The 24335-nt window shown below is 50.4% G+C and carries 30 protein-coding genes; 12 read left to right on the plus strand and 18 right to left on the minus strand.

Annotation, left to right across the window (positions count from 1 at the left end; translation table 11 throughout):
• Positions 1–76: 76 nt before the first annotated feature.
• Positions 77–397 carry a helix-turn-helix domain-containing protein gene (locus C7J97_RS06295; protein WP_113992316.1) on the minus strand — a complete coding sequence of 107 codons (321 nt, stop codon included), beginning with the start codon at positions 395–397 and terminating at the stop codon, positions 77–79.
• Between the two features lie 216 nt (positions 398–613).
• Between C7J97_RS06295 and C7J97_RS06300 the strand changes: the two genes are divergently transcribed.
• Positions 614–949, plus strand: a complete 336-nt coding sequence (locus tag C7J97_RS06300; RefSeq protein ID WP_113992317.1) for a hypothetical protein — start codon at positions 614–616, stop codon at positions 947–949.
• A gap of 505 nt (positions 950–1454) precedes the next feature.
• Here C7J97_RS06300 and C7J97_RS06310 read toward each other — a convergent pair.
• Together C7J97_RS06310 and C7J97_RS06315 are read right to left on the minus strand one after the other, a co-directional pair.
• Positions 1455–2396 (minus strand): 1-phosphofructokinase family hexose kinase, encoded by a 942-nt coding sequence (locus C7J97_RS06310; protein WP_113992319.1) that lies wholly within the window; start codon positions 2394–2396, stop codon positions 1455–1457.
• Positions 2397–2454: 58 nt separating this feature from the next.
• The gene (locus tag C7J97_RS06315; protein WP_113992320.1) at positions 2455–2640 is read right to left on the minus strand and encodes a hypothetical protein; all 186 of its coding nucleotides are present in this window, start codon (positions 2638–2640) and stop codon (positions 2455–2457) included.
• Positions 2641–2847: 207 nt separating this feature from the next.
• Between C7J97_RS06315 and C7J97_RS06320 the strand changes: the two genes are divergently transcribed.
• Positions 2848–3120, plus strand: coding sequence for a hypothetical protein (locus tag C7J97_RS06320; RefSeq protein WP_113992321.1), 273 nt, complete (start codon positions 2848–2850; stop codon positions 3118–3120).
• 97 nt (positions 3121–3217) lie between these two features.
• Here C7J97_RS06320 and C7J97_RS06325 read toward each other — a convergent pair whose 3' ends face one another.
• The 3 genes from C7J97_RS06325 to nagA are packed head-to-tail and all read right to left on the minus strand — an operon-like array spanning position 3218 to position 5981.
• Positions 3218–3475: an HPr family phosphocarrier protein gene (locus C7J97_RS06325; RefSeq protein ID WP_113992322.1), complete on the minus strand. Its 258-nt coding sequence runs from the start codon at positions 3473–3475 to the stop codon at positions 3218–3220.
• Positions 3476–3521: 46 nt separating this feature from the next.
• Positions 3522–4811 (minus strand): class II D-tagatose-bisphosphate aldolase, non-catalytic subunit, encoded by a 1290-nt coding sequence (locus C7J97_RS06330; protein ID WP_113992323.1) that lies wholly within the window; start codon positions 4809–4811, stop codon positions 3522–3524.
• A gap of 30 nt (positions 4812–4841) precedes the next feature.
• A complete protein-coding gene (gene nagA, locus C7J97_RS06335; RefSeq protein ID WP_113992324.1) occupies positions 4842–5981 on the minus strand; it encodes an N-acetylglucosamine-6-phosphate deacetylase in 1140 nt (379 codons plus the stop codon).
• Positions 5982–6281: 300 nt separating this feature from the next.
• Between nagA and C7J97_RS06340 the strand changes: the two genes are divergently transcribed.
• The 3 genes from C7J97_RS06340 to yajC are packed head-to-tail and all read left to right on the plus strand — an operon-like array spanning position 6282 to position 8217.
• Positions 6282–7460: an AgaS family sugar isomerase gene (locus tag C7J97_RS06340; RefSeq protein ID WP_055185998.1), complete on the plus strand. Its 1179-nt coding sequence runs from the start codon at positions 6282–6284 to the stop codon at positions 7458–7460.
• A gap of 25 nt (positions 7461–7485) precedes the next feature.
• A complete protein-coding gene (locus C7J97_RS06345) occupies positions 7486–7929 on the plus strand; it encodes a PTS sugar transporter subunit IIA (RefSeq protein ID WP_113992325.1) in 444 nt (147 codons plus the stop codon).
• Positions 7930–7932: 3 nt separating this feature from the next.
• Positions 7933–8217: a preprotein translocase subunit YajC gene (gene yajC, locus C7J97_RS06350; protein ID WP_113992326.1), complete on the plus strand. Its 285-nt coding sequence runs from the start codon at positions 7933–7935 to the stop codon at positions 8215–8217.
• Between the two features lie 336 nt (positions 8218–8553).
• Here yajC and fba read toward each other — a convergent pair whose 3' ends face one another.
• From fba to C7J97_RS06365, 3 genes are all read right to left on the minus strand, one after another.
• Positions 8554–9405 carry a class II fructose-1,6-bisphosphate aldolase gene (gene fba, locus C7J97_RS06355; RefSeq protein WP_055185995.1) on the minus strand — a complete coding sequence of 284 codons (852 nt, stop codon included), beginning with the start codon at positions 9403–9405 and terminating at the stop codon, positions 8554–8556.
• Between the two features lie 161 nt (positions 9406–9566).
• Positions 9567–10538, minus strand: coding sequence for a Gfo/Idh/MocA family protein (locus C7J97_RS06360; RefSeq protein WP_113992327.1), 972 nt, complete (start codon positions 10536–10538; stop codon positions 9567–9569).
• 12 nt (positions 10539–10550) lie between these two features.
• A complete protein-coding gene (locus tag C7J97_RS06365) occupies positions 10551–11750 on the minus strand; it encodes an AraC family transcriptional regulator (RefSeq protein WP_113992328.1) in 1200 nt (399 codons plus the stop codon).
• Between the two features lie 227 nt (positions 11751–11977).
• Here C7J97_RS06365 and agaV point away from each other — a divergent pair, with 227 nt between their 5' ends.
• The 7 genes from agaV to C7J97_RS06400 all read left to right on the plus strand — a co-directional run bounded on the left by agaV (position 11978) and on the right by C7J97_RS06400 (position 17316).
• Positions 11978–12454, plus strand: coding sequence for a PTS N-acetylgalactosamine transporter subunit IIB (gene agaV / locus C7J97_RS06370; RefSeq protein ID WP_113992329.1), 477 nt, complete (start codon positions 11978–11980; stop codon positions 12452–12454).
• Positions 12455–12497: 43 nt separating this feature from the next.
• Positions 12498–13316 (plus strand): PTS mannose/fructose/sorbose/N-acetylgalactosamine transporter subunit IIC, encoded by an 819-nt coding sequence (locus tag C7J97_RS06375; RefSeq protein WP_113992330.1) that lies wholly within the window; start codon positions 12498–12500, stop codon positions 13314–13316.
• The gene (locus tag C7J97_RS06380; protein ID WP_113992331.1) at positions 13306–14133 is read left to right on the plus strand and encodes a PTS system mannose/fructose/sorbose family transporter subunit IID; all 828 of its coding nucleotides are present in this window, start codon (positions 13306–13308) and stop codon (positions 14131–14133) included. The genes C7J97_RS06375 and C7J97_RS06380 overlap by 11 nt, the downstream gene beginning before the upstream one ends.
• 18 nt (positions 14134–14151) lie before the next feature.
• Positions 14152–14808: an HAD family hydrolase gene (locus C7J97_RS06385; RefSeq protein ID WP_113992332.1), complete on the plus strand. Its 657-nt coding sequence runs from the start codon at positions 14152–14154 to the stop codon at positions 14806–14808.
• 99 nt (positions 14809–14907) lie between these two features.
• Complete coding sequence (locus C7J97_RS06390; protein WP_113992333.1) at positions 14908–15912, plus strand: hypothetical protein; 1005 nt, start codon at positions 14908–14910, stop codon at positions 15910–15912.
• A 100-nt stretch (positions 15913–16012) separates the two neighbouring features.
• On the plus strand, positions 16013–16381 hold the full coding sequence (locus C7J97_RS06395; protein ID WP_242983450.1) for a PTS sugar transporter subunit IIB: 369 nt from the start codon (positions 16013–16015) through the stop codon (positions 16379–16381).
• Between the two features lie 146 nt (positions 16382–16527).
• Positions 16528–17316 carry a DUF975 family protein gene (locus C7J97_RS06400; RefSeq protein WP_113992335.1) on the plus strand — a complete coding sequence of 263 codons (789 nt, stop codon included), beginning with the start codon at positions 16528–16530 and terminating at the stop codon, positions 17314–17316.
• Between the two features lie 244 nt (positions 17317–17560).
• Here the strand turns inward: C7J97_RS06400 and C7J97_RS06405 are convergent, their stop codons facing one another.
• The 9 genes from C7J97_RS06405 to C7J97_RS06450 form a co-directional block, all read right to left on the minus strand.
• On the minus strand, positions 17561–18058 hold the full coding sequence (locus tag C7J97_RS06405; protein ID WP_113992336.1) for a YolD-like family protein: 498 nt from the start codon (positions 18056–18058) through the stop codon (positions 17561–17563).
• Positions 18039–19544 (minus strand): Y-family DNA polymerase, encoded by a 1506-nt coding sequence (locus tag C7J97_RS06410; RefSeq protein WP_113992337.1) that lies wholly within the window; start codon positions 19542–19544, stop codon positions 18039–18041. The genes C7J97_RS06405 and C7J97_RS06410 overlap by 20 nt, the downstream gene beginning before the upstream one ends.
• Before the next feature lie 19 nt (positions 19545–19563).
• A complete protein-coding gene (locus tag C7J97_RS06415) occupies positions 19564–19851 on the minus strand; it encodes a hypothetical protein (RefSeq protein WP_005921159.1) in 288 nt (95 codons plus the stop codon).
• A gap of 336 nt (positions 19852–20187) precedes the next feature.
• Positions 20188–20706, minus strand: a complete 519-nt coding sequence (locus C7J97_RS06425; protein ID WP_113992338.1) for a hypothetical protein — start codon at positions 20704–20706, stop codon at positions 20188–20190.
• Between the two features lie 126 nt (positions 20707–20832).
• Positions 20833–21171: a helix-turn-helix domain-containing protein gene (locus tag C7J97_RS06430; protein ID WP_113992339.1), complete on the minus strand. Its 339-nt coding sequence runs from the start codon at positions 21169–21171 to the stop codon at positions 20833–20835.
• A 327-nt stretch (positions 21172–21498) separates the two neighbouring features.
• Entirely contained in the window at positions 21499–21819 is a 321-nt protein-coding gene (locus C7J97_RS06435; protein ID WP_113992340.1) for a helix-turn-helix domain-containing protein, read from the minus strand.
• A gap of 19 nt (positions 21820–21838) precedes the next feature.
• Positions 21839–22231, minus strand: a complete 393-nt coding sequence (locus C7J97_RS06440) for a hypothetical protein (RefSeq protein WP_207657562.1) — start codon at positions 22229–22231, stop codon at positions 21839–21841.
• Positions 22232–22641: 410 nt separating this feature from the next.
• Positions 22642–24000 carry a relaxase/mobilization nuclease domain-containing protein gene (locus tag C7J97_RS06445; protein WP_242983451.1) on the minus strand — a complete coding sequence of 453 codons (1359 nt, stop codon included), beginning with the start codon at positions 23998–24000 and terminating at the stop codon, positions 22642–22644.
• A gap of 75 nt (positions 24001–24075) precedes the next feature.
• Positions 24076–24318 carry a hypothetical protein gene (locus tag C7J97_RS06450; protein WP_147232751.1) on the minus strand — a complete coding sequence of 81 codons (243 nt, stop codon included), beginning with the start codon at positions 24316–24318 and terminating at the stop codon, positions 24076–24078.
• Positions 24319–24335: the final 17 nt, after the last annotated feature.

The raw sequence follows: 24335 nt of genomic DNA on the forward strand, positions 1-24335 counted from the left end.
GCACGATGCACTCTCCATGATAGTAAAAGGGATAAATCCCTATTGCTATCCATGATAAAAAAGGAAATACGGCTGTTTACGGCATGGTACTCAGCAAATGAACTACTGCTTCTTTTTGCTCTGGACGCAACGCAGACCATTTTTCAAGCATTTCTGCCTGTTCATGAGTAAGTACAACAGCTTCCCGTTCGCCGGATTCAACCACTGAGAAAAATTCTGTCAATGTGATTCCGAATGCATCACAGATTTTCAGAAGCGTTGGTATAGTAGGGACGATGTCCTTTCTGTACCATGAGGAAATGGTAGTTGGCTTGATTCCAGCGTGAGATGCCAAATCATAATTCGACCAGTGCCGAGCTTCACGGTAAGATGTTATCGTGTCCAAGACATTTTTCACCGAAAAGCCTCCTCTGCCGTAAAACTTGCGCTCATTATACCGTAGAAAAAGAAAAATTATAATCCTTTTAGACGTACATTCGCGACGACTTTCGGGCATACCGGATAAGCTTTGCATTGGCAGTTGAAAACGGCTCAGGTTACCTATTGCAATTCTGACAATTTGGAAATATACTTATAAGTATCAAATTATTTCACTGTATGGGAGGAAATTATTATGGCAAGACCCAAGGGGAGCAAGAATAAGGACCATATTGTAAAGGCCAGCGTTGATTATGCGGCTGTCGTTGCAGAAAAGGCCGCTGCGAAAGAGAAAATCGAATCTGAGGTTGCTTCACTGAATGCAAATTTCGATGATCTGAAGATGCAGCTGAAAGCCAAGAAAGCAGAATTGAAAGCCGCCACCAAGGAGCTTACCAAAGCCGAAAACAAAAAAGCTGCCGCCGAAGCAAAGGCAGCAGAAGAAGCAAAGAAAGGCGAAGCAGAAGATGTGCTGAAGAAGTTGCTGGCCAGCGGTATGACGGCTGAGGAAATCCTTGCAAAACTCCAGTAATGCAACATGGGGGCAAGTAAACATATCTGCCCAAACTGCGGGCGCAAGATGAAACAGCAGTTCATGGGGCTATTCCATTGCAAGTGTGGGACAAGCTGGAAGCGTGACATAGGTTTCTTTGAGCGAACCCCGGATATGATATTTGCGCTGGAATGCAAAAAGGTTGGTTGCAAGATAAAGCAGCTGCCTGTAATACGGTACAAATAAGAGAATGCCCACTGGCTTTGAACTGCACCCCATTTGTTAGACAGTATGGTATACTGTTTAGGAAATGGGGTGTTTTTGTATCCGACTGGAAACAGCTGTGAGGGGCATCCATACCAGTACATTCGGGTCTTTCCCGAATTTTGTGTAAAGTCCAGACAGCTATAAAGTAAGAGTAATTTTATGCCGAATGCGATTTATAATAGCTGCTATGCCCCGATACCGTGAAGTCCTGCACCTTCAATATAACAAAAGCCACCGGTCAGGACAAAACTGGTGGCTGCAAGAAAGCTGATTCAAATTAAAACGTGCAAAGCCGCTTAACAGGGGTAAGCGGGAATCTTTTTTCCACGCCTGCCATGGTGCACATTTGCGTGCCGGGCAGTTCCAGAGAAGCGTGTGCACAGGAAACTGCCATTTTAAGCAGCTGATCTCCTTGGGTGTGCTGTTCGGCAATCGCATAGGCAAAGCCGGACACCATGGAATCGCCCGCACCCTGAACGCCTTTTACATCGACAGAAACAGGTTCCGAATACCATGCAGCTTCCGGTGTGACCAGCAGCGCACCCTTTTCGCCAAGAGAAACTGCGCCGTAGGCAATGTTGTGCTCTATGAGGATTTGACGATAGCTTGCGCAGAACTCCTGCGTTACACTGGGATGAACGCCGAAGGTGGCATAGTATTCTTCTTCGTTGGGTTTAATCAGAACAGGAGATGCCTCCATTCCGTTCAGAAGCAGCGGCCCCGATGCGTCCAGAATAAAGGGCACGTCATATTCCTGTGCGCTTTTGCCAAGTTCATAGTAGAAGTCGTCAGGAAAGCCCGGTGGCACACTGCCGCCAAGGATCAGCACCGATGTTGTGGGCAGAACATTTTTGACAGCGCGAATAACATCCACGGCAGTTTCGGGATGTAGAGGAGTGCCCTTTTCGTTGAACTCCGTCATGCAGCCCGTAGATGTTTCAAACAGCTTGATATTGATACGGACATTTCCGGGGACGGGGATAAGCTCTGCATCCATATCTCTTTGCTTGAAGAAATCCGCTGCTTCTCCATCTGAATGGCTCAGGCAGACGCTTTTGACCGGCATTCCAAGCTGGGTAAGTGCCAGCGAAACATTGATGCCCTTGCCGGAAAAGTCGCAGATCGTTTTCTGGACACGATGGCTATGACCAAGGTTGACGGAATCCACCTGAATCGTGCGGTCAATGCAGGGATTCGCAGTAACAGTTGTAAAGTGCATGGGTTCTCTACCTCCTATCCGGGGAGCATTGTTTCAGCATCCCGGAAACTGGATATGTTTATTCTTTTTCACCGGAAGGAATGTCAGTGTACAATTCGATCTTACCGCAGGAAGGACAGAATGCCGCTTTTATTTTTTTCTGGTCGCTTTTCTTTTTGATCGTGACCAAGTTAAAGAGCATACCGTTTTCAATCTTGATCTTGTAATCCAAAACCATTTCAGCATGACAAATTGGACAGTTCATAAAACACCTACTTCCTGACATTTTGATACACCTAGTCTAGCATACAAAACGAACGCTGTCTATTGGCGGAACGAAAACGGCTATCATGAGAAAAATAATAAAGGACGCTCTTAAAATCCCGATAGAAAAACAAGATTTTTTGCAGATGATATGTTATAATAAAAGAAATACAGCACTTGCTGAACGGACGGAAAGGACACCACGATTATGGAAGAAAACAAGAAACCGGAAACTACCTCGCAACAGGATTCGGCACCCGTGGATTACAGCCACTACATGGGAACGCTGAACCGCATCTACCGCCGCAACAATAACCCCAAAAAGAAGCGGCTGGGGGACGGTATCACCTCTTTGAAACAAGAGCAGAAGCCCACGGCACCTGCCAAACCGGAAAACGGAAAGAAAGACCACAGCTTCCTGATCACGCTTGCTGTGTCAATCGCCATTATCCTGATCCTGTGGGTCATCAAAATGTTCTGAATACTATAAAAACTGCCCGGAACGACCTTCTCCTATCGTTCCGGGCAGTTTTAGCAGGAGGAATCTGCTACCGTGGATGTCAAATCAGATGAGCCAATCAAACGTTCTCGTTCAGGAATGCAGCAATTTCTTCTGCGGCGACGGTCTCATCCTCACCCTCAACCGTGACGGTGATGGTTTCGCCCTGCTTGATGCCAAGTCCCATGACTGCCATCAGCTTGCGCATATCACAGGTCTTGCCATCCTTTTCAATGGTGACCTTGCTGGCATACTTCTTCGCCAGCTTGACCAGCAGACCGGCGGGGCGGGCGTGGACGCCAAGTTCGTCCTTGATGGTATAAGTAAACTGTTTCATGGGTTCTCCTTCATTTCCTTCTTCTTTAGCGTGTAAAAAGGGCAGATCAGACGGCGCTCTCGTAGTCCAGCATGAACTGCACAATGCCGTCCATAGCCAGCTCACGCGGGTCGAGCTTCAGCTGACCTTCACGGATCTTGGCATAGCTGATGGGCATATACTGGTGCAGCATATTCATGGGGATGGGGTACTCGCGCAGGTTGTCGAACAGCTTGTTCATGGCTGCAACGACTTCCGGCTGACCGATGTAGTAGCGGGCACGGTCAGAGTAGCTGTATTTGCGGCACTGTGCCAGATGCTTTTCGTCACCGTGGTAGTGCTTTTCCCAGTTTGCAGGGGAAGCCAGCATGACCTGATCCAGCGTTTCGATAAAGTTGGCGCGCTTTTCTTCCGGTACCAGTTCCTTCTCCATCATGCTCAGAGAGAACAGAGCCTCGCGCAGACCAAAGGTCAGAGCAGGACCGACCTTCAGGATAGCAATACCATCAGTGACCATGTTGTACAGGTCGGTTGCGGTCTGGTAGTCGGTAGAGTGACCCTCGAAGCAGATGTCGGGGAACTCCTTCAGAGCGGCGCACAGGTCAACGGCTGCGGCAGGGTTGTAGTCGAACACCTGCTCATCGCCAAATTCCACACCGGGCTGGACAACGACTGCGATAACGTCCTTCATGCCCTCGCCAACGCCTTCCTCAGTCCAGACGCGCTGATAGGTGGAAACGGTATCACGGAATGCTTCGGGCTTAGTGACAGCCAGCGTATCCTCTGCCTCGGTTGCACCACCGGGGATGGGCACTTCACTGCCGATAACGAACACCGGGCGCATTGCATCGGGCTTCTCAGCTTTCAGTTCCTCGTAGCCCTTCATAGCAGCCTTGTACAGCTTTGCGCCACGGCGAGCGATGACCTCGGTCTGGAGCAGACCTTCCGGGTCGTCTGCAACCTTCATGCTGGTATCCAGATGGATCTTGGTAAAGCCGGCGCGTGCATACTGGTAAACCAGTTCCACGGAGTTTTCCATTGCTTTGGACTCCGGCAGCTTCTGCCAAGTCAGAGGTCCGAGGTGGTCGCCTGCCAGAATCATCATGTTTTCGGGCAGACCGATGTCGCTTGCCATTTTCAGGACCATCTGGTAGAAATCAGCGGGCTTCATGCCGGTGTAACCGCCAAACTGGTTGACCTGATTGGCAGTTGCCTCGATCAGAACAGGAATGTTGCGCTCCTTTGCACGGCGCAGGGCGATCTCGATTACCAGTTCGTTGGCACTGCAATAAGAGGGGATGCCGCAGCGAATACCCTCACGGCGCTTATCCATCATTTCCTGAAGGGGATGTTTCATTTCTATTCTCCTTTTTATTGAATCAAGATCTTACAGCTTTGCCTGACCCTTGCAATAGGTCTGGAGCACATCGTAGTTGTCCTCCAGCACCACAATGTCGGCATCCTTGCCCACCTGAATGGAACCCTTGCGGTCATCCAGATGCAGGCAGCGCGCAGGGTTGATGGTGCAGGCGTTCAGCGCATAGTTGAACGGTACCATTGCATCCTCGACAAGGATCTTCAAGCCCTTGTTGATGTTCAGGGTAGAGCCAGCCAGACCACCGGTAGAGGTCAGGTGTGCGCTGCCGTCCGGATAGATCACGATTTCGTTGCCGCCGAAGATGTACTTGCTGCCCACGGGGGTGCCCTTTGCCATCAGCGCATCGGAGATCATGATAGAATAGTCGGGACCCTTGCTCATAAAGTAGTTGTTCAGAGCAGCCGGGGTGGAATGGCAGCCGTCGCAGATGATCTCACCGTACATGGTGCGGATGCGGTATGCTGCACCCACCAGACCGTTTGCGCGGTGGTTGAAGGGTGTCATACCATTATAGACATGGGTCATGGAGCGTGCGCCATTGGCGTAAGCCATGACTGCCTGCTCGTAGGTGGCAGCACTGTGACCGATGCTGACAACGATACCCTGCGAAGTCAGGTAGCGGGTCAGTTCAAAGTTATCGTCCTGTTCGGTAGCCAGCGTAACATAGCGGATATGGCCGTGTGCGGCTTCCTGATAGTGCTTGAACTGCTCTACGCTGGGCTTTGCAATGAACTGCTCCGGCTGTGCGCCCTTGTACTTCATGTCCAGATAAGGACCCTCGAAGTGGATGCCAAGGATCTCGGCACCGTCGTAGCCGCCCTCCATGACACGGGCAACGTTGGCAACGGCATTGGTCAGGACCTCAACGCTCTGGGTGATGGTGGTAGCCAGAAAGCTGGTCACGCCCTCCGAAACGATATGCTCTGCCCAGTAACGCAGACCTTCCTCGTTTGCATCGTTGGTGTCAAACTCATAGGCACCGTGGCAGTGGATGTCCATAAAGCCGGGGACGATACGCTTGTCACCGTAATCGTCATCTACATCCTTTGTCCCATAGGGGAAAATGCCGACGATCTTACCCTCTTTGACCTCGATGGCAGCAGGCACAAACTGATCAGCGATCCATACTTTTTTACTTTGAATTATCATCTGAATTGTCCTCCTTCCGAGTGAATTACCCTTGTGCCATTATACCGCATACTTTCGGAAAAATATTTACAATTTTCAATCGACTTGTTACTTGTTTCGGCAAACTTAGCCAAAAACAGCCCGGTCGGCAGAGCAAACAGGGGCTCGGTTTGTCTTTTTCAAACAAAAAGTTATGGCTTTCAGTTACCCCCTTGTTTTCTGCTAGGGGGGTGTGATATAACAGGAAGGAAGGGATAGTGCGCTTTGGTAAGCCCTGTCTATGATTCGGATAAATACCAACCGATTAGGAGGTAGAAAACCATGAGCATTTTTAATTTGACTGATGAGAAGATGAAGGAAACTTCTTCCACTTTTACTGCACATGAGATCTATCAGCAGCCTGCAACTTGGCGCAAGACCTGTGCACAGCTGGCTGCCTGCAAGGATGAGCTGCAGGCTTTTATCGATCAGGTCGTCAAGCAGGATGACTTCGACATCGTTCTGGTCGGCGCAGGCACCAGCGAGTTCGTTGGCAACTCCCTGTTCCAGGCTCTGAACCCCAAGTACAACTACAAGGTCAAGTCCTACGCTTCCACCGATATCGTTCCCTCCCCGGAGAATTTCCTGTCCCGCACCAAGCCCACCCTGCTGGTGAACTTTGGTCGTTCCGGCAACTCTCCTGAGTCTCTGGGCAACGTGGAGGCAGCAGAGGTCGTCTGCCAGAACCTGTACCACCTGTTCGTGACCTGCAACCACGAGGGTACTCTGTCCAAGATGGCTGCAAGCCGCAAGAACTGCTTCGCTATCAACCTGACCCCGGAGACCCATGACCAGTCCTTCGCCATGACCTCCAGCTACAGCAATATGTATCTGGCAACCTATCTGGCACTGAATCTGGACAAGCTGGATGAGATCACTGCCGAGGTCGAGAAGCTGGCCGTTGCAGGTCAGCACTTCCTCGATGACCAGTTCGGTGAAGTCCAGAAGATCGTGGACGAGTTCGATTACAACCGTATCGTTTATCTGGGCAACATCGGCCTGAAGGGCGTTGCACAGGAGTCTGCACTGAAGACTCTGGAGCTGACTGCCGGCAAGGTCGCTACCATGTACGATTCCGAGCTGGGCTTCCGTCACGGTCCCAAGTCCATCATTGACGATAACACCCTGACCATCGCTTATCTGAGCGACGATGAGTACCGCCGCCGCTATGAGCTGGATCTGGTCAAGGAGATGGCACATCAGCGCAAGGGCAACAAGATCGTCGTTGTTTACAACCACGATTGCGAAGGCATTGAGGAGCTGGCAGATTACCCCATCCAGATCAAGATCGGTCAGGACATGGAGAACGTTCTGCTGGGTCTGGACTTCATCCTGTTTGCTCAGACCATCGCTCTGATGAAGTCTCTGTCTCTGGGCATTACCCCGGACAACCCCTGCCCCACTGGTGAGGTGAACCGTGTTGTCAAGGGTGTCACCCTGTATCCGTACACGCTGAAGTAATTAAAAAATCAGGAGGGCAACGAACATGATCGGTTTGGTAGTTACCGGCCACGGCCATTTTGCTGATGGCATCCACACTTCCGCTCAGATGATCGCTGGCGAGAACGAGTATGTCCGCTACATCAACTTTGAAGAGGGTATGACCCCGGAGCAGCTGGCGCAGAAGTTCAACGCCGCATTCGATGAGTTCCGCACCTGCGATGGTGTCGTGGTTCTGTCCGATCTGCCGGGTGGCTCTCCTTTCAAGACGGCAGTTGAGTGCAAGTACGCACGGCCCGATCAGAAGATCGAGGTCATTTCCGGCACGAATCTGCCGATGATCGTTACTGCGGTTACGATGCTGGATATGGAAGATGATCCCCGCGCTCTTGCAGAAGAACTGGTTGACACCGGCAAGGATTGTATGGTAATCTTTGAGTTACAGGCTCCTGCCGAAGAAGCCGAATCTGATGAAAGCGACGGAATCTAAACAATGATCAATTGGGAAGTAATTATTTGGACCTGCATTACGCTGGCAGTCATTATGGGCGTGATCGGTCTCATCCTGTATGCGATCTCTGCCAAGAATATGCGCAATAAGCGCAAGGAGCTTGGCGAAGTCCATACGGACATGAAGGTCGGCTCCCGCATTATGTTTGCCGGTGGCATCTACGGCAAGATCGTAAGCATGGAGGATGAAGATACTCTCCGTGTGGAAGTTGCACCGAAGATCGTTATTACTATTTCCCGTTATGCCGTCCAGAGCATCGTAAAATAATTGCTTTGGTATTTTAATAGCGTTGATCTTGTGTGCCTTCCCTTCATTCGCACACAAGACTTCCATAAATATCTTCATTTGCCAAGAGACCCTCTATCCCATGCGTAAAAAGACAGGCAGTGAGTGCTGCGCGGCCTCCTGCCTGTCTTTTTACATTCTTAACAAGTCATCCAAGACCTCTTCTTTCCATGATAGAACCCCCACAGCGGTTTGCCATACCGCTGCGGGGGTTCTGTCTTTAAGTGAAAAAAGAATTAGAGCCGATGCTCCGAAGAGCACCGGCTCCAATCCTTAAGGAAGAATGTCTTATATGGGTTAAGACGGATGAATACTAAATTATGCCTTGCCGTTGCTGCCACAAACAAGGATCTTGCTCATGACGTACTCCTTGACCTGCTCACGACCAACTGCGCTGTACTTCTTCGGGTCAAATGCTTCGGGATCGCCTGCAAGATATTCTTTCAGACCCTTGCTGAATGCGATGCGGAGATCGGTGGCATAGTTCACCTTGCACATACCGCGGGCAACGCACTCACGGACGGCATCATCCGGGACACCGGAGGTGCCATGCAGCACCAGAGGAACAGAAACGACCTTGCGGATCTCGCTCAGGCGGTCGATGTCCAGCTTCGGGGTTCCCTTGTAAACGCCGTGTGCGGTGCCGATAGCAACAGCCAGAGAATCCACACCGGTGCGCTCTACGAACTCAGCAGCTTCGGAAGGAACAGTGTAGCCATTGCCATTGCCGCCGTCCAGATCATCTTCCTTGCCGCCGACCTTGCCCAGCTCAGCTTCCACAGGGATGCCGGCTGCATGGCAGGCACGAACAACTTCCTTGGTGATCTCGATGTTTTCCTCGAAAACATGGTGAGAACCATCGATCATCACAGAGGTGTAGCCTGCACGGAATGCTTTCATAGCCAGCTCGTAGCTGCTGCCGTGGTCAAGGTGCATCACAACAGGAACAGTAGCCTCGGAAGCGGCAGCTGCGACCATAGCATGGAACATGGCCGGAGAAGCATACTTCAGAGTACCCGGAGTGGTCTGGACGATAACGGGGGCACGCAGTTCCTCTGCAGCAGCGATGATGGCCTGAACCATCTCCATGTTCTCTGCATTGAATGCGCCGATTGCGTAATGGTTCTTCTGAGCATCAAGCATCAGTTCTTTGGTAGTGACTAAAGCCATAATTACCCTCCTGAAACATTTACCTTCTTATCATTTACTCTGCCTTGCAAGAGCCGATTGTTCGTAACGGCAGATAGGATATACAAACATCCACCATTATTATAGATAGTCGTTACTAATTTATCAAGAGTAAAAAACGGTGAAAGATTTGTATTTTACGGTTAGAAGTCGAGGTGGGCATCTTTCCGGGCGGCTTCCAGTACGGCTACCGCCGATCTCATTGCACGAATGCGCCGCTCTTTGACGGCATCCTGCGGAACAATCAGGAAGTTGGAGATGCCAAGAACTTCAAACCACCAAGGCGTATCGGAGATTTCACTGATGTAGGGTTCTTTTCCCTTCCGGGTGACAACAAGTTTCTGGCAGTTGTTGCTGCCCGGCTCAATCAGGATGCTGCCCTCGGTGCCAATGATCTGGGCACTGTTGTGCGCAGAGCTATCTTTTGCAGCCGTACACTGACAGACAAAATTCGGGTATTCCAGAATCAGGATGCCGCTGGTGTCGATGCCGTTGGCGTGGCGGTTCGGGTAATAGTGGACGGCTTTCGGGTCGCCAAAAAGCCCTACCACAAAATAGATGTTATAAATATTGAGGTCCATCAAGGCTCCGCCGCAGTATGCGGGGTCGAACACAGGGGGAGTCTGCCCATTCATAAAGGCATCATACCGGCTGGAATACTGGCAGAAGGTGCAGGATACCGTCTTGATGTCACCAATCTCCTTTGCAAACAGCTTTGCCATACCATAGTTCGGATGGTCGATGGTCGTAATAGCCTCCAGCAGGTGCAAATGGCGCTCTTCCGCAAGGCCGAGCAGTTCATCCAGCTGTGCCAAGGTGGGGACGATGGGCTTTTCGCAGAGAACGTGCTTTCCGGCCAGCAGCGCAGCCTTGGCCTGCTCAAAGTGCAGGCTGTTGGGAGTGGCGATATACACCAGTTCCACTTCCGAGTCCGCAAGCATTTTATCGTATTCGGTATAGACCTTGGGAATGGGAATATGAAACTCATGGGCCATTGCAACTCCCGTGTCTGCATTGCGGGAACACACGGCAACAACGGGCATTGTCGTGAGACGTGCAAACTCCTTTGCCATCGTATGGGCAATGGAGCCTGTTCCGACCATTCCAATATTCATAGAGGATTCCTTTCACTTCTTATTTTGAAGATTCTGCTTTACAAACTCACTGGGCGACATATGATACTTCATATTAAAGGACTTGGAAAAATAATGGATGGAGGTGTAGCCCAGCCGCAGGGAAATCTCACTGATGGTATAGCGGTTTTCCAGCAGCATCTGACAGCTTCTCTCCAACTTTTTATCATTGATGTACTTTTTCGGGGACTGGTCGATGGAATTCTTGAACATCAGCTGCAACGCCGTCCGCGACAGCGAAAAGTGTTCGCAGATTTCCGGGATCGTCAGAGGAAGGTAGATGTTTTCATCAATATAGGCGATGATCCGGTCAAACAGTTCATCCATTGCACTCTTGTGCACGGAATTGCTGGACTGGTTCATAGGGGAAGCATAGGTTCCCTGCAGCAGCCGGATGATGATCTCAGTCAACAGACAGAGCATCAGACTGTTCATATAAGGAATGCCGGTTGTGCTTTCCCGGACGAACGCTTTTATTAAGGAGTTGATCTTCTGGTCATAGTGGAACACCCGGTTGATCAGAGCATCGTACCAGACCTCCTGTTCCACAGGGGTCAGATTGCGCATATCGAACAGCACCGTCATATACGAGGCGCTGTGGCTGTCATCCGTATACTGGGTGTGGAACTGACCGGGACCGTAGATCATCAGTTCCTTGTCTTTCAGCTGGTACAGTGTTCCGTCCACCTTAGTTTCGAGTTCGCCCTCGTCTACATACGTCAACTCAAAAAAGTTATGCTGCTCACCCTTAAAGCAGTAATTCGGGGTGCGGATTCTATAATAATACCCCAGGATCTTCTGCATTTCAATACGGGGCAGAACCGCAAGGAACTCATACTGGGAAGGGAAATCGGTAACATGGAGAGAATAGTTGCTTTCGGCATACAGTTCAAATTCCAGCTTCTGTGTAGTAGAAACCGCCGCAAAATAGACATTGGGCTTGATGTGAATCAGCCGGTTCATGGCAAACTCTTGTACATCGGCGGCATCTGCCGTATGGGAGACCAGCAAAACACCGATGCCGTCTTGCACCTCTATATAGGTATCACAGTTAAAACAATAGAACTGTGATACATAGCGGCGGGTGATGGCGGTCAGATGCTGGTGGATCAGGTCAGGGTGCGTGAGCCTGATGGGTTCGTGGTAGGTTTGACCGTACTCCAGAAAGCTGTCGTTGGAAGTTTCGCGTTGCATATCCAGAATCCTCCTTCTCTCAAACTTGTATTGAGTATAACATTTTTTGTTGAATATTACCAGCTTTTTCCGACGAGTTTTGGAAGATTGTAATGAGAAGCCACGAAAACAACCGATTTTTAGAAACAGTTTGTTAAAAAATATAAAGACATTTGTTAAAATTTATCCTATAATGTAGATGCTCTGAATTGGAAACTCAGACAAAAAATTTCAAGGAGGAATAAAAAATGCCGAACATTGTTCTAACTCGAATCGACAATCGTCTGGTTCACGGACAGGTTGCTACGCAGTGGTGCGGCGCAATCGGCGCAAACCTGATTCTGGTCGCAAATGACGAGGTGGCTGGCAACAGCCTGCGTCAGGGCCTGATGAACATGGCTGCTCCTTCATACGCAGCTATGCGCTACTGGACCATCCAGAAGACCATCGACACCATCCACAAGGCAAGCGCAAAGCAGCTGATTTTCATCGTCTGCGAGAATCCGCAGGATGTCGTGAAGCTGGTGGAGGGTGGCGTTCCCATCAAGAAAGTCAACATCGGCAATATGCACATGGCTGACGGTAAGCGTCAGGTGGCAGGTTCCGTTGCAGTTGACGATTCCGATGTGGCTGCTTTCAAGCGGCTGCAGGAACTCGGTGTGGAACTGGAGATTCGTCGTGTTCCTACCGAACATGCGGAAAGCACCGACAAGCTGTTCAAGTAAACAGACGGCTGCTCTCCTAAATACTTGAAAAGGAGTACTTATTATGGGCTTTAGTGCACTTCAGATCATTCTGGTCTTTGTGTGGGTCTTTATCGTGGCCATCGACCAGTTTGATTTCTTGGAATCCCTGTACCAGCCTATCGTTTCCGGTGCTGTCATCGGTGCGATCTTGGGCGATCTTCCCACCGGTCTGATCGTTGGCGGTACTTACCAGCTGATGACCATCGGTAACATGCCTGTTGGCGGCGCACAGCCTCCTAACGCAGTTATCGGCGGCGTCATGGCTACCGTGTTCGCAATCTCTTCTCATCTGGATACCACCGCTGCTGTCGGTCTGGCAGTTCCCTTCGCTCTGATCGGCCAGTACATGGTTACCTTCCTGTTCACCCTCATGTCCCCCATGATGTCCAAGGCTGACCAGCTGGCAGCAAAGGGCGACACTAAGGGCATTGTCCGTCTGAACTATCTGGCAATGGCTCTTCTGGGCCTGCTGTTCGCCATCGTCTGCACCCTCGGTATGCTGGGCGGCTCTGCAATGGGTACTACCCTGAGCAACTTGGCTGAGAAGTACGCTTGGGTCATGGCTGGTCTGGGCGCTGCCGGTGGTATGATGCGTTTCGTCGGTTTCGCAACCCTGCTGCGTATCATGCTGTCCAACGAGTTCTGGGGCATCTACTTTGCTGGTTTTGCTCTGGCAACCATCATCGGCTACATCCCCGAACTGTCCGGCTCTGCTCTGCTGCTGATCGCATTTGTGGGCATTGCAATTGCTCTGTACGACTACCAGACTCGCGTTGCTATCAAGCAGGCTGCTGGTTCTGGTTTTGCTGCGAATGGAGGCGACGACGAAGATGGCATCTAATGCAACTCATTACAACAATCTGACTCCCGCGAAGCCTTTGGATAAGGCTACGCTGAATAAGATGGTGTTCCGTTCCCTGAACCTGCAGGCATCTTTCAACTACGAGCGTATGCAGGCTGCCGGCTGGCTGTACTGCATCCTGCCCGGTCTGGAAAAGATCCACAGCGATAACAAGGAAGATCTGAAGCTCTCCATGGAGCATAACCTTGAGTTCTTCAATACTCACCCCTTCCTCGTTACCTTCGTTATGGGCATCATCCTCTCTCTGGAGCAGCAGAAGGCTGACATCGAAACCATTCGTGCCGTGCGTGTTGCTGCTATGGGTCCTCTGGGCGGTATCGGCGACGCAATCTTCTGGTTCACTCTGGTTCCTATCACCGCAGGTATCACATCGAACATGGCAATAAACGGATCGCTTGCTGGTCCTATCATGTTCCTGCTGATCTTCAACATTGTGCAGTTTGCTTGCCGCTTCTTCCTGATGTACTGGTCTTACAATCTGGGTACTAAGGCTATCGACATCCTGACTGCAAACGCTAAGGAGTTCACTCGTGCCGCTTCCATGCTGGGCGTCTTCATCGTTGGTGCTCTGACCTCCAACTACGGCGGCACCACCGTTGCTACCGTCATCGAGAACGGCGACAGCCCCATCGTTATCCAGAGCATTCTGGATGGCGTTCTGCCCAAGCTGATTCCTCTGGCTCTGACCCTCGGCCTGTTCTTCCTGATGAAGAAGAAGAACTGGAAGCCCGTTACCTGCATCGCTCTGCTGCTGGTGATCGGTCTGGTCGGCGCATTCTTTGGTATCTTCGCTTAATTCAAAGCGGGAGCTACAATGCACGCTGTACTTCTTGATTTTAATGGGACGATGTTCTTTGATACCCGCTTTCACATGGAGGCGTGGTCAGAGATCTATCATGAATTGCATCCTGAAGATCCGAATCCCCTTGACCCTAAGTTGATTTGCGGACCGTGTAATGAGTCGATCATTCAGAACATGGCACCGTGGCTCAATGCCGATGAGCGAAAGCAATGTTCGGAGCGGAAAGAGGAATTGTATCGCAGGATGTGCAGGAGAAATCCTGACAGTTTACACCTCGTAGCAGGTGCTGAGAAGTTGATGCAAGGCTTGCATGAGCGCGGCATCCCTTTTATTCTGGCAAGTGCTTCTATCAAGGCAAACGTTGACTTTTACTTCGACAGCTTCCCTATTGGGAAATGGTTGAAGAAAGAAGATGTTGTCTACGACGATGGAACCTATGCGAATAAAGGCGAAATGCACTTGGAAGCTGCCAGACGACTGAACGTTCCGTTCGCGGAATGTATGGTTATCGAGGATAGTGTGGCTGCCATCACTCTGGCAAAACGAAATGGCGTAGGTCAGATCGTTGCCATCGGTGAAAAAGCAGATGGGTCAGATTTGATCCAGCTTGGCGCAGCACATTACATCCACGACTTTACGGAATTTGATTACGCATGGTTGGAAAACTGAAATTCGTCCAGTGAGTTTCCATTTCCACAGTTGATAAAAGACGGCTTCGGTTATTCGGAGCCGTCTTTTTCGTTAAAAAACAGATGAGGACAGAGGTTTATGGAGCACTTCACAAACTACCAGCAGATGATTGCTCCTGCTATGGTGTGGGAATCAATCGAACGTAACGATGCGGTCAAAATGGCCGTTTCGTTCAGTTGGAAAAATGAAGAATGGCTGATTCCGGCAGTTTATCCGTTTCCGGGCGGATTGGTAGTAGATGTGGTGCGTAAGTTGCCATTTTATCATTTGAAGAACCGACTGACCATCTACGAAAAGGACAAGAATGCAGAGTATCATTCGCCGTTAGAGCGACTGCTGATGGATCGGCATGACCCCTTCCGTTTTTATCCAACGGGGCATCTTTTAGCAGAAAATTACTGTATTGACGAATGGGACTCCAAACGTTTCATCTGGAATCCGCTCAAAATATCACCTGTTCTCTCAAAGGAAGATTATCAGGCCAAAAAGCTGATGGAGCACTACGGACTTGATCTGAACACCGGATGGGTCATTTTTCGGATGTGTTTCAAAAGTGAGTTTCTGTCATTTTACAATCAGGAACTGACCCTGATGCTGGAAGCACCGGATGAACCCGTGCCGGGGCCGACTTTGAAAATCGAAGAAGCAGGCCAGCTTATCGTGTTCCAGAATCCGCTTACCAAGAAAGCGGAAATGATCACGGTCACAGTGCTTGAAAATGGTGTGATCGAGCATCCTTTCAAGAAACCGGGGGCGGTCAAGTATCCCGCCAATTATGTGATCCTTCATTATCGCTTTCACCCAGAGAAGAAGGACCAGCAATATTGCCTTATGGACACGCGGTTGACAGATGCACCGATTGAATTAGAACCGTGCGATGGTTTGGCTTGCACACGCACTGAGGAAGCAGAACCACGCGACCCTCGGTTTTCAAAGGTGACCTTGCGGGACTATATGGCCGAAAACAGAAACCGTGCGGCATATTCCTCCCTTACGCATTATCCGAGACTTACGACGGAGTGGCAATTTGTGGCGATCCACAAGGAAAGAAAGAATGTCCGTGTAAAGTTGAAAAGGGACTAGACAGAACAGAGATATTGTGTTAGGGTAAACAAAGAGCATTCGACAGTGTTTGCAGATGAGGACGCGCTGCGTCTTATCAGATAGTAAAAGGAGCGTTTTTATGAATTCAACAACATTGCTTGTCATCCTTTGTGTTGTGGTCGTGTGTGCAGTTGCCTTTTTGTCTGTTCCCCACTCCGGGAAAAACAAAGCGGCTGAGAAAAAAGTAGACCCTGCCGAAGCAAACAAATACGCACTGGTTGCACAGGACATTCTGAAAGCCCTTGGCGGCAAAGACAACGTAGTATCTGCCAGCTACTGCACTACCCGCCTGCGCTTTGAGGTCAAGGACTACCGTCAGGTCAATGAGCAGGCTGTAAAAGCGGCAGGCGCAACAGGCATCATCCGTCCGGGAAAAAACGCCTGTCAGGTCATTGTCGGCACGAAGGTTGAGTCCATTTATGACGAACTGGACAAGCTGCTGAAATAAAGAAGGGGCTGTTGCACACGGATAAAAGCCGGTGCAACAGCCTCTTTTTATTCATGTTGCAATTTTTTCAGCGTTTCAAACGTATCTGAATTAAAGTAGCATCATCTTCACACATTCTTGCCGTTTTCAGACAGGAGGTTTCTTTTATGAAAGTATCTGCCGACTATCGTATGCTCGCTCTCGATGCCCTGCGCGGAAAATGGAGAACTGCTGTTCTGACAGGTATTGCCGCCAGTGCGCTCGGTGCTACCATTGTGAGCAGTTCCAACAGTATCGTTTCCGATTCCAATCAGGCAAAGGACATCCATTTTGAACTGTTTGCCCAGCCCAACGGCGGTCTGCTGCTTGCTGTTCTGCTTGCCGGCATTGGTCTGTGGGCGATCCTTCAACTGATCCTAGGCGGTGCAGTTCGACTGGGATATGCTCGTTTTAACCTGAATCTTGTAGATGGAAAGGATGCGGCCTTCTCGAATTTGTTCTCTCAGAAAGACCGTCTGTGGGATGGCTTCTGTATGAAATTCCTGCAGGGGCTGTACATCGTCCTCTGGTCGCTGCTGTTGGTGATTCCGGGAATCGTGAAAACATACAGCTATGCGATGACACCTTACATCATGGCAGAGCATCCTTCGTTGACTGCAAATGAAGCAATCACAGAATCCCGGCGGATCATGGACGGCAACAAAGGGCGGCTGTTCTGTCTGGATCTCAGCTTCATTGGCTGGGAGCTGCTCTGTTCGTTGCCACTGTGTGCTGGGTATTTTCTGATTCTCAGATATTTCACCGGTTCAGAGGCTATGGCGATTTCTATGATTCTTCTGCTGACCATTCCATTGAGCATTGGCTTCTTTTTCGTGCGCCCCTATGAGGAAGCTGCATGGGCCACTTTCTACCGCGATATTACCGCAGCACCTACCGTACCGGATGAAGCATCTTGATTTTTATACTATTTCTCAGGTGTGACTGGATTTTCGAGGTAATCTGCGTATGGAGAAGAAACCTGACCGTTCCGAAATAATTACAATGACCCTCTTGTTTGCTTTAACGCTGGTGCTTACGGTATTAAAAGTGACGAGAACGTTTTCACTGCCTTGGTTGTGGGTGCTGGGTCCGCTTTGGATTGGCACACGTCGGTACCGTGATTAGGGCTGCTTGCGCTGGGAGATTTCTCCCAGCGTTTTTTCATTCCTCTGAGATGCCGAGATATTGGTCGATCTCCATGATGCCCTCCCCGCTGAGTTCCACCAGATCTTCAAAGGGCACCACGGTGTCGCCCACCTGCAAGGTGCGGAACACCGGGTCGATGCGGTCTGCTTTTCCGGTCAGCGTGATGTAGTTGCCCACCGCCGGAACCTCCGGGTGGGCAGTGTCCTCCTTGAAGTACCGCACTGTGATGGTCATGCCCTTGGTGACCTGCATCAGCCGATCGGACAGAGCCGACATTTCTTCCTCGGTCAAAATGCGCTTGGGCACACGCTCGGTGCGCTGCTTTTCTGCGGCAAGTTGCTCATCATAACCACGCAAGGCTGCAAAGGGAGAGAAAATCTTTGCCCGGTTCTGTAAAGTCATGCGGGGGTGCTTGCGAAGGGATTCTTCGGTCTGGGGGCGTTCCATCTCTATGATGTCCCTGTACTTTTGGGCGGTCTCTTGTCCGATCTTGCTATTTTTGTAGTTTTCCATCCGAACCTCCTGCGCTGTGACCACCGATCTGCGCATTGCGCTGGCGCATGGTGGCACCTTCCTCGTAGCTGCTGGCTTTCAGCACGGCGTTTTTGCCGTACTTGTTCTTGATGCCCAACATGGCTTGCTGGAGTTTTTTCTCCTTTTCCAGCTTCTTGGTGTCGGTGAAAAAGTCCACCTGATAGATGCCCTCGTCCGGGGTGACCTTGTTGGCGTTGAGGGTGATGCGCCGCACCGTCAGCGCCGGATTTGTAATGCGCTCAAACAGCTTTGCGCTTTCGTTGATGATGGTGCTGCCTAGATTGGTAGGAGCATCGAACCGGACGGTGCCGTGTGCCGCTTTGGGGATGATTCTGCCGTAGCGGTCGGTCTGGGTCAGACCACGGTAGCCGCCCTTGTCCACGTTCTCCCGGTCGTAGCCCACCTCCAAGGTGATGGATTCCGTCACCAGCTTCTTTTCGGTAAGCCGGAACATCAAGATCTCTGCCATTTCCCGGACGATGAGTTTTGCCTTATCGTTGGGGTAGGGGCAGGTCAGCACCTGTCCCTCACTGATGCTGTTGGTGCTGGGCTTGTAGCTTTTGATTTGTTCCATGCCGCAGGGTTCATAGCCCCATGCGTGGTCAATAAGGATTTCTGCGTCTACGCCAAAGACCTCATACAAACGATCTTCTCCGTGGATGGAAAACCGTGCCAAGTCCCCCATCGTATAAATGCCGTGGGCTTCCAGCCGCTTGACGGTGCCGGGACCGGTCATCCAGAAATCCGTCAGCGGTCTGTGGTTCCACAGCAGATACCGGTAGGACTGCTCGTCCAGCTCTGCAATGCGGACACCATCTTTGTCCGCCGGGATGTGCTTTGCCACAATGTCCATGGCCAACTTTGCAAGGTAGAGGTTGGTACCGATGCCTGCCGTTGCCGTGATGCCGGTGTTGTACAGCACTTCCCGCACCATGGTCATGGCAAGTTCATGGGCGCTCATGTGATAATAAGGCAGATAGCCCGTCACATCAATGAAAACCTCGTCGATGGAGTAGGGGTAGATATCTGCCGGGGATACATATTTGAGGTAGTTCTTGTAGATTTGGGTGGACACATCCAGATACCGCTGCATCCGGGGCGGCGCAACAATGTAACTCAAGCCCAGTGCAGGGTCTGTGTTCAGGGCGTTGGCATCGAAAGAGGTGCTGGCAAAGTGGTACTTGCCGTCCTCTCCCCGGACTGCCTTATTCTGCCGGATGGCAGTCTGCAGCCGCTGGGCGTTGACTTCCCGGACACGCTGGACGGCTTCAAACAGCCGCGCTCTGCCGGGTATCTTGTAGGCTTTTAAGGAGGGCGACACCGCAAGGCAAATGGTCTTTTCGGTGCGGGAGGCGTCCGCCACCACCAGATTGGTGGTCAGGGGGTCGAGATGGCGGTCTACGCACTCCACCGAGGCATAGAAACTTTTCAGGTCGATTGCCAGATAAGTGCGCTGCGCTGCCATGATTCAGCCCTCCTTTGTGTTATTTGGTTTCTACCTCCACGAACCACCGGCCGAACCGAGAGGGAAACCGTGGGTCGGAACGCTCGAAAAAAAGATGCCTTTCCTGCCCTTTTACCATTACAGTATAACAGTCGCCGGGCATATCGGCAATGGTATTTGCAGGGCGAAAGTCCCGCACCTGCTCGATGGGATACGTCCGACCATCGCCCCATGTGATCTGCCGGGGCTGCATATAGCCGGTTGCGTCAAAATCAGAGTTCACCTTCACATAGACCTTTTCTGTTTTACGGCGGCAGTTCCGATTCATTTCTCACAGCTCCTTTGCAAAAGTCACAACCATTTATCTTATTATAATAAATCCTTACGCTGTTTTCAAGATGGAGCACTATTTTATCTGTGATATAGACAACAAAAAAGAGTGACAGCATTCAAACCAAAACGCTGTCACTCTTTTTCTTGTTTGCAGTTCCTGCAAGATCTTCAACTTTTAATTTGCGGACTGAAAGGACGCATAGCTTACGCAAGCAATGTTTTCGTCTATACAAAAACACTTTTTGCGTTGCAAAATGCTTGTTGGGGAGTGCCCCAAACCCCTTTGTTCTGCATTTTTCAATGCAGGCTACGCATCCCTGCGGGACGCTTTTTACCCGGTGATACTCTCCGGGTCATCGAGGACTTGCATAAGGTGTGATGCTGCTTCTGCCAATGAAGCATACTTCATCTGTTCAGATACCTGCGCATTCAGAAGCGAAATGTCCCATTCCTGCATACATTCCGCAAGTTCCTTTTGCGCCAGTTGTGCGGCCTCTCGGCGCACCTCCGGGGAAATGTCTGTGTCCAGAACATAGGCAACATGAAATCCGCCGTTGCGATCTTCCGTCAACTGCACCATGGAATTGTGGTCAGTCCAGAAGTGGCAGAACCAGAGCCTGCCGCCGATGTTCTCCATGTCATGGCGCAGTTCTTCTTCTTCGCTCCATTGTGGCACTTCGGAAAGAATGCTCTGCAACTGCTCATACGCCTGCTGCTCGGCAGGGGTAACTTTCTTGCATCGGTATTCCCGCTGGATGGTGCGCTGCCAGTACAACGCCAGCTTGCCCTGCTTTGCGCGCTCGATAGCATCCTGAATATCCACTAAAATACTGTACCGTGGTTCTCTCATCTCGGCACCTCCAAATCAACTCTTTAGAGATTAACGCACTCTATAAGAATGATTATAGCCGAAAGCGATGCAAAAAGAAAAGCGTACCGGCTAAATCCCAGCCGATACGCTTGCAAGGGTTGCAGATTATTCTTCGTTTGTAAGATACGGGAGATTGGCAATATAGGTGTCCAGCAAGTCAAGTGCTGCTTTTTTCTGGATAGGGGTCAAGCCTTCCAGCCGCTTGCAAATCTCTTCATCGGTCACATGAGATGCTGTTCCGACATAATCACGGAGCAGAACATCTGCCGGAATATCCAGCGCATTCAGAATGCTGATGAGCGTAGAGAGACTAGGCTCTTTCAGTCCACGCTCAATTGCACCGATAAAATTGGTGGAGAGATTCGCTTTTTCTGCGAGTTGCTCCATTGTCAAGCCCTGATTCTGCCGCTGCTCCCGCAGACGCTGCCCGAATAATTCTTTCATAGCACGCTCCGTTTCAGTAGAGTTGTTTACACTCCATAGAATACCTGTTGCGGTGCGTCCAATACACAATCAATAGAGTATGTTGTTATCAACAGAATGGCAAAACATAAAAAATACCGGGAGCTAACCACTCACGGTCAACTCCCGGCAATCTGTTTTTATCGAGCCTGCTCGTTCTCCTGTGCTGGCTTTTCAACTGCACCTGCTGCACAAACGACGAAGCCCAACGGCTGTGTGAAGATTGGCTTGTAAAACAGGATCGCTGCTATCATAACAGGGTAGAAAGGCCCGTAGGTTAAACGCCTACAGGCCTTTTGCTATGTTTATTTAGAGCAACCGGAAATGTTCTGCCAAAAGAAAACGAATGTACACAGGCGGCGTTCTCTCTCCGAGGCTCCAGTTTTGAATCGACCTAAACGGGATGCCCGTTTCTTTTGCAAAGTTAGTTTTAGAAAGACCAACGGCCGCAACCATTTCATTGATGCTCATGTGGGCAACTTCCCAGATTTTAGATAGCCGATCTTTTTCAGCATCAAGATTTACGCATCCAGGAGCATCGTCTGGAATGCTCATCGTAACGTTAGACAGGAAAACTTCTTTTGCATCGGCATAGGTAGCAAGGTTAAAAAGTTCAGCGCTAGTATACATTGTATCCCCCTTTTTGTCATCAAACACGATCTTTTGCAGAAAGTGAAATCTTACGCATAAAGCCGTCATCGAAAACCTCACCGCCCCAGATGGTTCCCAATTTGCCCTTCTCGCCGCCGTTGTCACCCTCAAATTTGTAAAAAGAGGTGATACCAGTACGATGATCGTTGACCCGGCGGAGTTTTACAATTCCGTTAGGAGCAAGTGCGATCTCCCTTGTGAGCATTCCATTCGCATCCAGCGGGTCATCGCATACCCATTCCAGAGCAGCGATGAAATCATCGGCGGTGATGCTGGAATGCTCTGCCCAGTTATTGAAAATTCGGCTGTTTCCCGTGAGAACGATATTCTTTTTGACTTCAAAATAGTTTTTCATGTCCAGCCCCCCGTTTGTTGATGTTGCGTCTTTCATTGACCCTATTATATACCCATTGGGTATATTTGTCAAGCGTTTTTTCAATAATAAACCCCGTGAGCATTAAGCCCACGGGGCATCTTACATTATACATCTCTGCCGATCGAATGATACCGTCACACAAAATCGCTCTTTTGTGTGCGCTGGACTTTGTAGGCCATGTGTACGTTTCGCTGAAACACGGACTTCACTTTTGTCAGTTCCGGATTGACCGGAGCACGCTGTTGCTTTTTCTTTGCCACTACGCTTCGCCGTCCTTTAATTCCAATTATACCGACAAAAGAACTTCATGACGAGAATACGGCGATAATCAGTAGTTCACAAAAACGGTCAAGAATTGCTGCCCTATACACAAAAAATCCGCCGAGAAACCCTCCCAAATGGGAAGATTCCTCGGCAGTATTCGTTTACCGGGTCTGGGTTTTCTCTGTGGTGTCTTTTTCCTCTGCAAAAAATCGTTCTACATTTTTCTGTGCGCGAACCAACTCCTGCATCTCATTCCGTACCTTGCGGTAGTCCGGGTAAGCTGCTTTCTTTTTTGTCAGCAGTTCTGCGAACTCCGCATCCAATTCCCTGACCTTCGGCAGCTTTTGCAGCCCTGCTTCATCAAAGGCCGCTTTTGCCGCCTTGTGCAGGGTGATCTCCTCCCGGTGGGCTTCCAAAAACTTTTTACTGTACCCCGACTTGCGATAGGCATCATAGACCGGGCGGGTCTTGGCATAGTTGATGATGTGGGTTTTCAGCACGGCAATTTCCGTCAGCCTTGCTTCTGCTGCCTTGATGGAATCCCCCATGACATGATAGCGTTCCGTTGCCGCCGCTGCACGTTCCCGTAGTTCGTTGGCACTGCCGATTTTCTGCTCCTGCAAGAACAGCAGCGTCTTAGACATCTCTTTCAGATTGAACTTGGTTGCCCACTTTTTGTAGCCAACGCTTTTGCCCTCTGCCATTTTTCCCTGAATGTCCACCAATAACTGGAACGGCTGTTCTTTGAGCGGCTGCTTCTGATAGGGGTGGTGCTTCGCCTTTCCCTCCAGCACTGCCTTGATCTCGTCCTCGCCATAGCCGATGCCCAGTGTGCGGAAACGGATAAATCGTTTCTGCCGTGCGCCCTTCACCGCCGTGTGTTTGCCACGCTTCACCTCATAGCCCTGCTGTTCCAGCCTTTGCAGAAAGTCCTCGTAGTCCTTGGGCTTTTCAGCCAGAATGCTGTCGATCACGCTACATAGCCGGTCACGGTTGCTCTCTTTCGGTGGGTAGACGATGCGCTTCTGCCGTTCCCGATAAGGCTTGTACTCGATGGTGGAGAGCTGATGCTCTAGGCAAATCAGGTCGCTCAACCGCTGCACCGCAAAGGAGGAAAGCCAGAAATTTTTGAATTTCCGGGTTCCGTCCAAGGCAGTGGAATTATAAATAATGTGGTTGTGGATGTGCGCCCGGTCGGTGTGGGTGGCAACGATAAAAGCGTGCTTGCCCTTCAAAAAACGCTCGGCAAACTCGTAGCCGATGCGGTTAGCTTCCTCCGGCGTGACCTCTCCCGGCTTGAAAGATTGCCGCACCTGATAGGCGATCACATCGCTTTTCTGGCTGCGCCCGGTGGTCTGCTCGTACAGCCGTTTCGTCAGCAGAAATTCTTCGTCCACGGTCAGCGGGCTGCACTGATAGCTGCTGACCAGTTCGCCCCGCTCGGTCTTGTCCGGGTTCTGGATATAGCTGGTATGGTTATGCAGACAAGCCCCGATGGACTTGCCTTTGTTCTTCCGCATAGGAATCAACCGTGTTGCTGCCAGTGCCATCACCCCCTTACAAAAAGAAAATGCCGCACATCGGCGGCATCGAGATCATTTGGATAATTTTTCGTAATCGGCAGCACCGGCCAGATACATGGCTTCCAGCCGAACACTCTCTAATTCGTTACTGATTGCATCCAATTCCAGATAGCGTCTCCACGCTTCTTCGCTAATAAGCACTTTCAACGCATTTTCTGCGGCAATCTTTTTCTGGATCAGCGCATGGTATTCGTCATTGTCTGCAAGCTGACGCTGCGGAATATCTTTCAGATTTTTCCAATAATAGGCGGTCATAGCATCTGTGTCCATCT

It is taken from the genome of Faecalibacterium prausnitzii (assembly GCF_003324185.1).
Lineage (GTDB): Bacteria > Bacillota > Clostridia > Oscillospirales > Ruminococcaceae > Faecalibacterium > Faecalibacterium prausnitzii.

Excerpts from the sequence above, each read along its gene's own strand:
- C7J97_RS06320 (WP_113992321.1), top strand. The coding sequence starts at position 2,848 with ATGGAAGAAAACAAGAAACCGGAAACTACCTCGCAACAGGATTCGGCA.
- C7J97_RS06395 (WP_242983450.1), top strand. The coding sequence starts at position 16,013 with ATGAATTCAACAACATTGCTTGTCATCCTTTGTGTTGTGGTCGTGTGT.
- C7J97_RS06430 (WP_113992339.1), bottom strand. The coding sequence starts at position 21,171 with ATGAAAGAATTATTCGGGCAGCGTCTGCGGGAGCAGCGGCAGAATCAG.
- C7J97_RS06405 (WP_113992336.1), bottom strand. The coding sequence starts at position 18,058 with ATGGAAAACTACAAAAATAGCAAGATCGGACAAGAGACCGCCCAAAAG.
- C7J97_RS06435 (WP_113992340.1), bottom strand. The coding sequence starts at position 21,819 with ATGTATACTAGCGCTGAACTTTTTAACCTTGCTACCTATGCCGATGCA.
- C7J97_RS06300 (WP_113992317.1), top strand. The coding sequence starts at position 614 with ATGGCAAGACCCAAGGGGAGCAAGAATAAGGACCATATTGTAAAGGCC.
- fba (WP_055185995.1), bottom strand. The coding sequence starts at position 9,405 with ATGGCTTTAGTCACTACCAAAGAACTGATGCTTGATGCTCAGAAGAAC.
- C7J97_RS06450 (WP_147232751.1), bottom strand. The coding sequence starts at position 24,318 with ATGACCGCCTATTATTGGAAAAATCTGAAAGATATTCCGCAGCGTCAG.
- C7J97_RS06410 (WP_113992337.1), bottom strand. The coding sequence starts at position 19,544 with ATGGCAGCGCAGCGCACTTATCTGGCAATCGACCTGAAAAGTTTCTAT.
- C7J97_RS06380 (WP_113992331.1), top strand. The coding sequence starts at position 13,306 with ATGGCATCTAATGCAACTCATTACAACAATCTGACTCCCGCGAAGCCT.
- C7J97_RS06415 (WP_005921159.1), bottom strand. The coding sequence starts at position 19,851 with ATGAATCGGAACTGCCGCCGTAAAACAGAAAAGGTCTATGTGAAGGTG.
- C7J97_RS06425 (WP_113992338.1), bottom strand. The coding sequence starts at position 20,706 with ATGAGAGAACCACGGTACAGTATTTTAGTGGATATTCAGGATGCTATC.
- C7J97_RS06325 (WP_113992322.1), bottom strand. The coding sequence starts at position 3,475 with ATGAAACAGTTTACTTATACCATCAAGGACGAACTTGGCGTCCACGCC.
- C7J97_RS06385 (WP_113992332.1), top strand. The coding sequence starts at position 14,152 with ATGCACGCTGTACTTCTTGATTTTAATGGGACGATGTTCTTTGATACC.
- C7J97_RS06360 (WP_113992327.1), bottom strand. The coding sequence starts at position 10,538 with ATGAATATTGGAATGGTCGGAACAGGCTCCATTGCCCATACGATGGCA.
- C7J97_RS06440 (WP_207657562.1), bottom strand. The coding sequence starts at position 22,231 with ATGAAAGACGCAACATCAACAAACGGGGGGCTGGACATGAAAAACTAT.
- C7J97_RS06340 (WP_055185998.1), top strand. The coding sequence starts at position 6,282 with ATGAGCATTTTTAATTTGACTGATGAGAAGATGAAGGAAACTTCTTCC.
- C7J97_RS06315 (WP_113992320.1), bottom strand. The coding sequence starts at position 2,640 with ATGAACTGTCCAATTTGTCATGCTGAAATGGTTTTGGATTACAAGATC.
- C7J97_RS06365 (WP_113992328.1), bottom strand. The coding sequence starts at position 11,750 with ATGCAACGCGAAACTTCCAACGACAGCTTTCTGGAGTACGGTCAAACC.
- C7J97_RS06330 (WP_113992323.1), bottom strand. The coding sequence starts at position 4,811 with ATGAAACATCCCCTTCAGGAAATGATGGATAAGCGCCGTGAGGGTATT.
- yajC (WP_113992326.1), top strand. The coding sequence starts at position 7,933 with ATGATCAATTGGGAAGTAATTATTTGGACCTGCATTACGCTGGCAGTC.
- C7J97_RS06390 (WP_113992333.1), top strand. The coding sequence starts at position 14,908 with ATGGAGCACTTCACAAACTACCAGCAGATGATTGCTCCTGCTATGGTG.
- C7J97_RS06345 (WP_113992325.1), top strand. The coding sequence starts at position 7,486 with ATGATCGGTTTGGTAGTTACCGGCCACGGCCATTTTGCTGATGGCATC.
- nagA (WP_113992324.1), bottom strand. The coding sequence starts at position 5,981 with ATGATAATTCAAAGTAAAAAAGTATGGATCGCTGATCAGTTTGTGCCT.
- agaV (WP_113992329.1), top strand. The coding sequence starts at position 11,978 with ATGCCGAACATTGTTCTAACTCGAATCGACAATCGTCTGGTTCACGGA.
- C7J97_RS06310 (WP_113992319.1), bottom strand. The coding sequence starts at position 2,396 with ATGCACTTTACAACTGTTACTGCGAATCCCTGCATTGACCGCACGATT.
- C7J97_RS06400 (WP_113992335.1), top strand. The coding sequence starts at position 16,528 with ATGAAAGTATCTGCCGACTATCGTATGCTCGCTCTCGATGCCCTGCGC.
- C7J97_RS06375 (WP_113992330.1), top strand. The coding sequence starts at position 12,498 with ATGGGCTTTAGTGCACTTCAGATCATTCTGGTCTTTGTGTGGGTCTTT.
- C7J97_RS06445 (WP_242983451.1), bottom strand. The coding sequence starts at position 24,000 with ATGCGGAAGAACAAAGGCAAGTCCATCGGGGCTTGTCTGCATAACCAT.